This window comes from Sulfurimonas sp., from assembly GCF_023229105.1.
Classification (GTDB): Bacteria; Campylobacterota; Campylobacteria; order Campylobacterales; family Sulfurimonadaceae; genus Sulfurimonas.
Genome location: NZ_JALNZY010000068.1, coordinates 1 through 10,451, shown reverse-complemented (window position 1 = coordinate 10,451; position 10,451 = coordinate 1). Strand labels below are relative to the sequence as shown.

The window sequence follows — 10,451 nt, the reverse complement described above, 5'->3', positions numbered from 1 at the left end:
GTGAGAAAGGCGTGTTTTCCGGTTCTCTCGTTTTTGCTGTATTCAACCGTTATTGCGTGACCTAATATCGGGCAAGCTCTGTAACAAGCATCACATTGGATGCCCCAAAAGGCTATACAAGTCTCCCTGTCTATAACAGCAAGTCCCATATCGGCAATGTTTATATCAAGCTTACCATTTGTAGTAACGCTTTTTTCATTAAGTGCACCTGTCGGGCATACGGGCACACATGGAATATCCGGACACATGTAACAAGGAATATCTCTAGGTATAAAATAGGGTGTACCTAAAGGTTTATTGTCACCTGGTTTTGCAAGCAATAGAGTATCATATGGACATGCTTCAACACAAAGTCCGCATTTGATACATGTTTTTAAAAAATCTGTTTCTTTAATCGCTCCCGGTGGACGTAGTGTTAGTTGCGAAGCCGTAACTTCATTAACATAAGCACTCCATATAAAACCACTCAGCGCAGTTATCCCTGCACCGCGAGCCATGTTTAAAATAAATTTTCTTCTATTACTTTCGGTCGTATTTTTCATTTTATACGGATGGTCTTCTTTTTGAATGCGAAGCCACCTCTCCTTTGTAGTTTATATTATGCTTTATAGATTTTTACAGCACATTTTTTAAAGTCTGTCTGTTTTGACATTGGACATGTCGCATCAAGGCAAACTTTATTGATAAATACTTTTTCATCAAACCATGGAACGAAGACTAATCCACGAGGAGGTCTATTTCTACCACGAGTTTCAACTCTTGCTTTTACTTTTCCACGGCGAGACTCAACCCAGCATAAACCGCCTTGTTTGAGATTTTTTGCTTCGGCATCTTTAGGATGCATATAACATAGTGCCTCAGGGACTGCACGATAAAGTTCAGGTACGCGCATAGTCATAGTTCCTGAATGCCAGTGCTCTAAAACACGACCCGTACATAACCAAGTATCATAATTTGCATCCGGCATTTCTGGTGGATCCATATAAGGACGAGCAAATATCTTCGCTTTGTTTGCTAATGATTTTTGTTCAGTGCTTTTGTCCATTCCTTTTAAGTTACCAGACTTAAGTGCTTTTGCAATTGTGCCGTAGAATGCATGCGAATTGCCCGTATCTTTTGCAGCTTTTGCTGCATATGGATCATACTTAACGTTAAATCTCCATTGTGTCTCTTTGCCATCAACAACAGGCCATTTGAGACCGCGAACTTTATGGTACATATCAAACGGCGCAAGGTCATGACCATGTCCGCGAGTAAATGCCGCATACTCTTCAAAAAGATACTTTTGAATAAAGAATCCATATCCTTTAAAGACCTTTCCGTCACTTCCGATAACATTTCTGCTATCCCCATAACCTTCACTATTATCATACCCTTTTTGGATAGGATCATTTTGATCAAGTTTATATGATTTTGCGATATCGTTAGCAAAAAGAATCTCAAACATGGTAGTATTTTCGTTATATCCCATGGCTTTTGCTTTTTCAATCATGCTAGGAAGAGCATCTTTTCTTGGACCGCTTGGAGCCCACTCGCCCCATACATCTTTAACTGTAAATCTTTTTGATAACTCAACCCATTGCCATGTATCACTCATAGCATCACCTACTGGGATAACTTGCTGTCTCCAGTGTTGTGTACGGCGCTCAGCATTACCGTAAGCTCCCCACTTCTCATAAATCATAGCAGAAGGTAGTACAAGGTCTGAAACTTTTGCCGAGATTCCCGGATAACCGTCAGAAGTTACGATGAAGTTGTCCATCTCTCTTGCGGCTTTTAGCCAGTGCTCTGCAGATGCAGAATCTTGATATGGATTACAAACATTTACCCATGCAAATTTGATAAGACCATCTTCAATATCACGGTGAATTTTCATGATATGTTGTACGCCAATAGGGTTGATTGTTCCCTCAGGTACCATCCATTTGTTTTCAGCGATTTTTCTGTGTGCAGGATTTGCAACCATCATATCCGCTGGAAGTCTATGGCAGAATGTACCAACTTCACGTGCAGTTCCACATGCAGAAGGCTGACCAGTTAAAGAAAACGCTCCAGAACCAGGAATAGCTTGTTTATTTAGCATAAAGTGAACGTTGTATGAAAGAGTATTTACCCAAGTACCACGTGTATGTTGATTCATACCCATAGTCCAAAAAGATACAACTTTTCTACCTTTTTCAATGTAAAGATTTGCTAATGCTTGAAGTTTCTTTTTAAAATCTTCGATGTTTTCATCTGGGTCGCCTTTGACAATTTTAGCGGTATAATCAAGCGTGTAAGGTTCTAGAGATTTTTTATAATCTTCAAAAGAGATTTCCCAGTGACCAAGCGTACCTGCAGTATGAGTCATGGTGTCACCCGCTTTGTAACCGTATGGTTCAAGGGCAGGACCCTCTTTTTCAGAAACGATTTTTTTCATCTCTTTAGAGATAGTTTCCATCTCAAGAGCTGTATATTTTCCGTTTTTTAGTGATTTTTCACCATCTCTTCTCATTCCGTAACCGATATTTACAGGACCTGCAGCGAAAATCATATGTTTTTTAACGAAGTCCCAGTCAATAATGCCTTCTGCTTCATCTCTCATAACAATTTCTCTAGCAATATAGTTCCATATAGCTCCGTCTGTATTTGGGGAGAAGATGATTTCAATATCTGCTAAGTCAGAAGTTCTGTGTGTGTAAGTTTGGATAGAGATAACTTTTACACGATCTGGGTCTGATAATTTTCTGTCAGTAACACGAGACCATAAAATTGGGTGCATTTCTGCCATATTCGAACCCCAAGATACAACTGTATCTGTCAATTCAATATCATCATAACAGCCAGAAGGCTCATCCACGCCGAATGTTTGGTAAAAACCAACAACCGCAGATGCCATACAGTGACGCGCATTTGGGTCAATCGCGTTTGATCTAAATCCAGCTTTCATCATTTTTTGAGCTGCATAACCCTCCATAATCGTATATTGCCCTGATGCAAATATACCTACAGATTCAGGTCCGCCATGCTTTAGTGCTTTTTTGATGTGAACTTCCATCTCATCAAAAGCTCTTTGCCAAGATACCGGAACAAATTTACCCTTTTTATCAAAGTTTCCATTTGCATCAACTCTAAGTAAAGGCTGAGTTAGTCTGTCTGCACCATACATGATTTTAGCATTAAAGTAACCTTTAATACAGTTAAGACCACGATTTACCGGTGCAGCAGGATCCCCTTTAACAGCAACTATTTTGCCGTTTTTTGTTGCCATCATAATACCACAACCTGTACCGCAGAAACGACAAGCTGCTTTATCCCATCTCCAGTCGCCCTCAGCTTGAACTGCTGCTGCTTGTAACTCTGCTGGTACACTCATACCTATAGCCGCTGCCGCTGATGCCGCTGCTGAACTTTTAAGAAATTCTCTTCTTGAAAGTGACATATTTTCTCCTATTTAATAATTTTGAAACACTGTAGCATGCGCTACATCGTCTAAACTTTTTTTGTTAAGGTGTCCATTAACAGAGCCATATTATCATCTTGAAGGATTTAAAATCTTTGACTTAAGTCAAAAATGTAGTTTTCGAACTTAAGTGAGGATTAATGTGGCGAAAAAGGAACATAAGCCGCAATTACTATAATAATAAGTTTGAATTAACTCTTTATTTAAGTTCTTGACAGTTTATGATAAGCTTATCTAGCTCTTTTTTTAGATTTGCAAGTCTTTTTGTAGAATTAATGAGCTCTTCAGTAGAGGCTATAACAATATCCTCGCTGTTGTTTAGATGTTTGCTTGCTAGTGATCTATCTTTTAATTCATCTAAAATAGTATCAAATTCATCAGTAAGCTCTTCTAGTTTAGAGGAAGCTTTTTGGGATTGCAAAAGTGCTTCGTTTGAGTGACCGACCGCAGCATTTATCTTATTTATAAAGCAGTTTATTGTACCGCTTACCTCTAAAATTTCACTCTCACTCTTGGCTTCTAGCGGTATAGGAGTTAGACTTGAAATATCTTCATTATCCGCTAGCATCTTTGAGTATTGCATAAAGGAATCTACATTAGATTCAATAGATCTTAGTTGTGAAAAAGAGTATATAAAGATTATAAAAAGTAATATTCCTGCAAAGATTTGAAAGGTTTTAATAAATTTGATTTTATCTTCACTATGATTTGTGAACATTGTTACCAATTCATCAACATTTTCAAGCAAAATAGTGTTATTAACATAGATGAAATCAACAATTTTCTTCATCTCATTTTCATTTTCAACGCTAGAAGTTGCCATCTGCTTGTAGTCTTGAATATGTTTATTAAAGTTTCTCCAAAGATTATCAACTTTATCCAATTGATTGGAAATTTCTTCTGTAGAGACAATAAATATCCCTCGGACTTTATTACCATTTTTTAAAGTGTTAAAACCCTCTATAAACTCATCGCTTGCCTTGTTTGTTTCAAGAAAATCATAGATGCCGCTATACTGAGCATAAAAAATAGTTTTAGATATCTCTTGCGTAAGCATTCTTTGCTTGCCGACAATATTTATCAGTAAAGCATCTTTGGTGTTTTGCTGTGCTAAATAAGCTGTTGTACCAATTACGCCTCCTATTAGAAATATCAGGAGAGCTCCGATTACTCTTATTTTTGTGCTAATTTTATTAAATTTTATTTTCATAATAATGGTTATCCTCTTATTATACTATTGAGTTTTTCTTTGTCTAAAATGACAACATCCGTATTTTCCATATCTATAATATTGTTTCTTTTGAGTTTTTTTAATACTCTTGAGAGCGTTTCAGGCTGAATATGTAGCATAAAAGAGATCTCATGCCTTTTGAGAGTATTGAACATCTCTAAATCATTTTGCAGAGTATAGGCAACTTTTGCAGTTGCATCAAATACTAGTTCCCTGTTTACAACGCAGTGAAGCTGTTGCGTCTTTAAAAGTATCTCATGTATAAACTCATTATTGAGTATAAATTTAGATAAAAATTCTTTTTTAAACTCTGAAAAATCAACTTCTAAAACAACACTTTCGTCTATAAACTCAGCATTTGAAAAACAGTGTATTGAGTTGCCAACAAGTGTTGTAAGTTCAGAAATAAGTGAATTTTTATATATGTGATAAAGAAATATTTCATTCTCAAATTTATCTATTTTATAGACTTTTAAAAGACCAGATACTAAAAAAAAGATTTTATCATTGATGTCATTTTCATAGTAAAGTATGGAGCCTTTAGGATAAGCTGTTATTTTTGAGATATTATTAAGGATATCTAACTCTTCATCATTAAGAGAGTCAAAAAGGGACAATTGTTTTATAAAACTTAACTTTTCGTCCATAATATAGTCTCTTACCTCTTTAAAAATTTTTTTACATTTGTTGTTTAATTAAACATTGTATCGCAAATAAGTTTTGTTTGAGGGCACAACAAAAATCGTCGTTATTATTCGTACAAGACACAAACCCTATTGCTAATTTTTGCAATTGTACCACAGAATGTGATAATTAAGATAGACTTGTTCTACTATCAAACTCTGCCTCTATCTACTTAATAATATTTTATAGTTATACACAATATGCTATTATATGTAAAAAAACAAAGAGAAGTTATGAGCAAAGTAAAAACTATTTATCTAAAAGATTATAAGGCACCCAAATTTAGCATAAAAACATGTGATTTGGTTTTTGAGCTTTTTGAAGAGTATACGCAGGTTACAAACTTAATGAGTATAGAAAAGTTAGACAAAGAGTGCAAGGATCTTGTACTTGATTCTCTAGAGCTAGAACTTCTTGAGATTTATCTTGATGATGAAAAGCTTGAGGAGAGTAGATACGTCATAGAGAAAGAGACGCTTAAAGTCTTAGATGTAGGGAGTACATTTAAGCTTATTATTATCAACAAAATTTATCCACAGCTAAACAGTGAACTAGAAGGGCTTTACAAATCTGGCAATATCTTTTGTACACAAAACGAGCCTGAAGGTTTTAGAAGAATTACTCCTTACCTTGATCGCCCCGATGTTATGACGGTTTTTAGAACAACGCTAGTAGCGAACAAAGAGCGCTATCCAATTTTGCTTAGTAACGGAAATAGGGAGTCAAACTTTAAACTCGATGATGCAAGACACGGCGCTACCTGGTTTGACCCGCATCCTAAACCCTCCTACCTTTTTGCCCTTGTTGCGGGAGATTTAGGCGTTGTACAAGATAAGTTTGTTACCAAAAGCGGCAAATATATAAGGCTCTATATATATACAGACAGGGGAAATGAGTCAAAATGTTCCCATGCCATGAAATCGCTAAAAGATGCTATGAAGTGGGACGAAGAGGTTTATGGACGTGAGTATGATTTGGAGCTTTATAATATAGTTGCGGTTGATAGTTTTAACATGGGAGCGATGGAGAATAAGGGTCTAAATATCTTTAACTCAGCTTATGTTTTGGCTGATGAGGATACGGCGACAGATGCTGATTTTATGGGGATTCAAAGTGTTATAGCACATGAGTATTTTCACAATTGGACGGGAAACCGCATTACCTGCAGGGATTGGTTTGAGTTGACTCTAAAAGAGGGGTTGACGGTTTTTCGCGATCAATGCTTTTCAGCTGACCTTAACTCAAAAGAAGTGCAGCGTATTGAGGATGTGAATGCTCTAAGACAGAGACAGTTTGTGGAGGATGCTTCACCGACGGCGCATCCGATTCAGCCCGATTCTTACATGGCGATAAACAACTTTTACACGGCAACGGTTTATGAAAAGGGTGCTGAGGTTATCCGCATGATTTACACTCTTTTAGGCGAGAAAAAGTTTAGGGCGGCTATGGATTTGTACTTTGACACATTTGATGCTCAAGCGGTGCGAACTGATGACTTTTTGTGGGCTATGAACAAAGCAAGCGGAATTGATTTGGAGCAGTTTAAAAGGTGGTATCATCAATCAGGAACACCAAAGTTACATGTAGAGGAGAAGTTCCAAGAGGGCAGCTATACGCTCACTTTGACACAGAAAGTTCCAAATGCAGTGGATAAAAGCGAGCAAAAACCTCTCTATTTTCCGCTAAAAATGGCTTTGTTAGATGGGAGAGGCGAGGAGATTTTACAAAAGACGCTTATTATTTCAAAACAGAGAGAAGATTTTGTTTTTAAGACTCAAAAGAAGCCCGTTTTATCTATAAATAGAGATTTTTCAGCACCTATTATTATTGAGCAGACTCATAACGATTACGCCTTTTTAATGAAGCATGATGCAAACAGTTATGTAAAGTACGAATCTGCGCAATCATTTGGATTGCAAAGTATAGAAAAAATTATGCAGGGTGAAGTCATTGATGAGGAGTTTGTAAAGGCTTTTGGGCATATGCTTGAGAGCGAGCTTGATTTATCCTATAAAGCACTTTTGATGGAGCTTCCAAGTGTATCGGCGATTATGCAAAGGCAAGATGTAGTTGATTTTGAGCCTATATATGAGGCAAAACAGAAGCTTAAAGAGCATTTAGCTTTAACATATAAAGAGAAACTTTTATTTATCTATAAACAAAATCATGACCCTGTTTCTAAGGAGCTTGATGCAAAAAATATTGGTAAAAGGGCTATAAAAAACAGCTCCTTAAAGCTTCTAAGCGCCCTAGAGAGCGAGGAGGTAGTCTTCTTAGCTAATGCGCAATACAGCAGTTCGATAACCATGACCGACAGAGTGGCGGCACTTTACATTTTAGAAGATATTTCGCCTGAGTTCTCCAGAGCCGCTTTGGAACATTTTTATAAAAAATACAAAAAAGATACTTTGGTTATGAACAAATACTTCTCAGTTTTTGCAGCATCACATAGAGAAGGAACATTAGAGCGTGTTAAGGCACTTCAAGATGATGATGCATACAACCAACTTGTGCCAAATTTGGTACGTTCGCTCATCGGAGTGTTTGCAAGAAACTATAAACATTTTCATGCAAAAGATGGGCAGGGCTATAAATTTGTAGCAGATAAAATTATAGATATTGACAAAATAAATCCGCAGATGGCTTCAGGATTAGCGGGAGCGTTTAAAATATATGAGAAACTTAATGCTCAAAACAAAAAGGTTATGAAAAAAGAGTTGAAACGTGTAATTTCTACACACTCTATATCAAAGAATGTTTATGAAATTGTTAGTAAAATAGTTAAGCTATAAAAGTTGTCAATTAAAATTGTCCAAATTATGGGTGTTTTTCTGTATGTATAATTTTATTTTATAATAATTATATATTATTTAACATTGCTGTTTTTTACTTTTTAAGCTAGAATAAAAATGAAGTTTTTATACTTTTAATAAAAAGGATATTTTTATGGCAAGATTAATTGTTTTAGGGGGAGGTGTATCAGGTCATACTGCTGCAACTTTTGCGGCAGAGTGGTTAGGTTCAGCTCATGAGGTGGTTGTTGTAACTCCAAATTCAAAATGGAACTGGATTCCATCAAATATTTGGGTTGGTGTTGGTGAAATGAGTAAAGAGGAAGTTACCTTTGATTTAGCTCCCGTTTATGCAAAAGCCGGTATTAATTATAAGCAGGCTAAGGCAGTTTCAATAAATCCTGAGGGATCTGAATCAAGTGTGAAGCCTTTCGTTACTATCGAATATACACTTGCAGGACGCGAGGGTGAGAGCGAAAACATAGAGTATGATTACCTAATCAATGCTACGGGACCAAAGCTTAATTTTGGAGCAACTCCGGGTCTAGGAGATGCTAACGGTCTTGGCGAGTTTACAGTTTCTGTTTGTACGGCAGATCACGCAGTTCACGCAAATGAAGAGTTTCAAAAGTGCATCCAAAAGATGAAAAAGGGCGAGCGTCAAAAGTTCTTAATCGGTACGGGACATGGTCTTTGTACATGTCAAGGTGCTGCATTTGAGTATATATTTAATGTAGAGCATGAGTTAAACAAGGCCGGTGTTCGTGATATGGCAGATTTAAAGTGGATTTCAAATGAATCTTTTTTAGGTGATTTCGGTGTCGGCGGACTTCACATGAAGAGTATGGGGTTTGCGGTTAGCTCAAAAATCTTTGCAGAGTCGTTATTTACAGAGAGAAATGTTGACTGGATTATCGGCGCGCATGTAAATAAAGTTGAAAAAGGAAAGGCACACTACGAGTTACTTGATGGCACCATGGGAGAAGAGGAGTTTGACTTTTCAATGCTAATCCCTCCGTTTGCAGGTGTTGGTCTTAAAGCTTTTGCTAAAGATGGTTCGGATATTACAGGTACTGTTTTTGCTCCAAATGGCTTTATGAAAGTTGATGCTAACTATGCTGCCGGTGCATATGAAAACTGGAAGGCAAGCGACTGGCCAAAAACTTATCAAAACCCTACTTATAGCAATATGTTTGCTTGCGGTATCGCATTTGCTCCGCCACATCCAATCTCTAAGCCTATGAGTTCTCCAAACGGAACTCCAATCAACCCTACACCTCCAAGAACCGGTATGCCTTCTGGTATTATCGGAAAAGCGGTTGCGCACAGCATTTGTGATAGAATCCTTAAAGGTGAGGATGCGCCACTACATGAAGCTTCAATGGCTCATATGGGTGCTGCGTGTGTTGCTTCCGCAGGAAAGGGGATATTTGACGGAACAGCTGCTGCAATGACAATTTACCCTGTCGTTCCAGACTTTGAAAAATATCCGGGAACAGGCCGTGATACGGATTATACTTTTGGTGAAATAGGTCTTGCAGGACATTGGATAAAACATATTCTTCATCATCTGTTTCTCTACAAAGCGAAGTTAAAAATGGGTTGGACGATGATTCCGGAATAAAATTTGTATTTTAAAACAACATATATTATCAACCAGAGATATTCTGAATGATATTTTCAAATAAAATTAAAGGAAAAAAGAATGGGAAAAAAAGCAGAGCATAACATTAAAGCATACGGCAAGAATTTTACATCAATGACACCTGGTCCGTTTGCTCTTAAGTTGAGGACATGTAAAATTTGGCAATTTATTAGATTTGTTATAATCAATATAAAGATGTTAATAGTCGTGAGAAAAAGTCACTAATTTTATTTTATATTACCGATTTAATGCACCTAGAAAAGTAAAGTTTATTAAGATACAGTAATAAACTCTATCTTTTACACTACTTTAAAGGTTTTGGAGTTTTTGCAGTTTTGCAGAAACTCTTGCATCTAAGGCACTCGGTAAAAGCAATCTTTAACAAGGCAATATAGATGATAAAAGAGATAATTACCTATCCGACCCCTCCTAGTGTAAAATATGCGACGGATGTAAGGGTTTTTAATGAGGAGATCCTCTCTTTGATCGAAGACTTAAAAGATACTATTGAAGCCAACTGTTTAGATGCAATTGCTGCGTTTCAAATAGGAAGTTATTACAATATAGTAGTTGTTAAAAAAGAAGACGGTTCTTTTTTAGAATTAATAAATCCAAGAGTTATAAATCAAAAAGGCAGGGTAACAACAACAGAGAAGA

General features: G+C 36.7%; 8 protein-coding genes. 4 read left to right on the top strand and 4 right to left on the bottom strand.

What is annotated here, in order from left to right:
• From M0Q17_RS08915 to M0Q17_RS08900, 4 genes are all read right to left on the bottom strand, one after another.
• Positions 1-542, bottom strand: a 542-nt coding sequence (locus tag M0Q17_RS08915; protein ID WP_295086066.1) for a MauM/NapG family ferredoxin-type protein, incomplete at its 3' end; no start/stop codon positions are given.
• A gap of 56 nt (positions 543-598) precedes the next feature.
• The gene (napA, locus tag M0Q17_RS08910) at positions 599-3,421 is read right to left on the bottom strand and encodes a nitrate reductase catalytic subunit NapA (protein ID WP_295086064.1); all 2,823 of its coding nucleotides are present in this window, start codon (positions 3,419-3,421) and stop codon (positions 599-601) included.
• A gap of 220 nt (positions 3,422-3,641) precedes the next feature.
• Positions 3,642-4,652, bottom strand: a complete 1,011-nt coding sequence (locus M0Q17_RS08905) for a type IV pili methyl-accepting chemotaxis transducer N-terminal domain-containing protein (RefSeq protein ID WP_295086063.1) — start codon at positions 4,650-4,652, stop codon at positions 3,642-3,644.
• 8 nt (positions 4,653-4,660) lie between these two features.
• Positions 4,661-5,320 (bottom strand): Crp/Fnr family transcriptional regulator, encoded by a 660-nt coding sequence (locus M0Q17_RS08900; protein WP_295086062.1) that lies wholly within the window; start codon positions 5,318-5,320, stop codon positions 4,661-4,663.
• A 270-nt stretch (positions 5,321-5,590) separates the two neighbouring features.
• On the opposite strand from M0Q17_RS08900, the gene pepN reads away from it, so the two are divergent.
• From pepN to M0Q17_RS08880, 4 genes are all read left to right on the top strand, one after another.
• A complete protein-coding gene (pepN, locus tag M0Q17_RS08895; RefSeq protein ID WP_295086060.1) occupies positions 5,591-8,149 on the top strand; it encodes an aminopeptidase N in 2,559 nt (852 codons plus the stop codon).
• A 154-nt stretch (positions 8,150-8,303) separates the two neighbouring features.
• A complete protein-coding gene (locus M0Q17_RS08890; RefSeq protein WP_295086058.1) occupies positions 8,304-9,773 on the top strand; it encodes an FAD-dependent oxidoreductase in 1,470 nt (489 codons plus the stop codon).
• An 81-nt stretch (positions 9,774-9,854) separates the two neighbouring features.
• Positions 9,855-10,019, top strand: coding sequence for a hypothetical protein (locus M0Q17_RS08885; protein WP_295086056.1), 165 nt, complete (start codon positions 9,855-9,857; stop codon positions 10,017-10,019).
• Positions 10,020-10,189: 170 nt separating this feature from the next.
• Positions 10,190-10,451 (top strand): peptide deformylase (locus tag M0Q17_RS08880; protein WP_295086054.1); only part of this gene is annotated, 262 nt, incomplete at its 3' end.

Excerpts from the sequence above, each read along its gene's own strand:
- napA (WP_295086064.1), bottom strand. The coding sequence starts at position 3,421 with ATGTCACTTTCAAGAAGAGAATTTCTTAAAAGTTCAGCAGCGGCATCA.
- M0Q17_RS08890 (WP_295086058.1), top strand. The coding sequence starts at position 8,304 with ATGGCAAGATTAATTGTTTTAGGGGGAGGTGTATCAGGTCATACTGCT.
- M0Q17_RS08900 (WP_295086062.1), bottom strand. The coding sequence starts at position 5,320 with ATGGACGAAAAGTTAAGTTTTATAAAACAATTGTCCCTTTTTGACTCT.
- M0Q17_RS08885 (WP_295086056.1), top strand. The coding sequence starts at position 9,855 with ATGGGAAAAAAAGCAGAGCATAACATTAAAGCATACGGCAAGAATTTT.
- M0Q17_RS08905 (WP_295086063.1), bottom strand. The coding sequence starts at position 4,652 with ATGAAAATAAAATTTAATAAAATTAGCACAAAAATAAGAGTAATCGGA.
- pepN (WP_295086060.1), top strand. The coding sequence starts at position 5,591 with ATGAGCAAAGTAAAAACTATTTATCTAAAAGATTATAAGGCACCCAAA.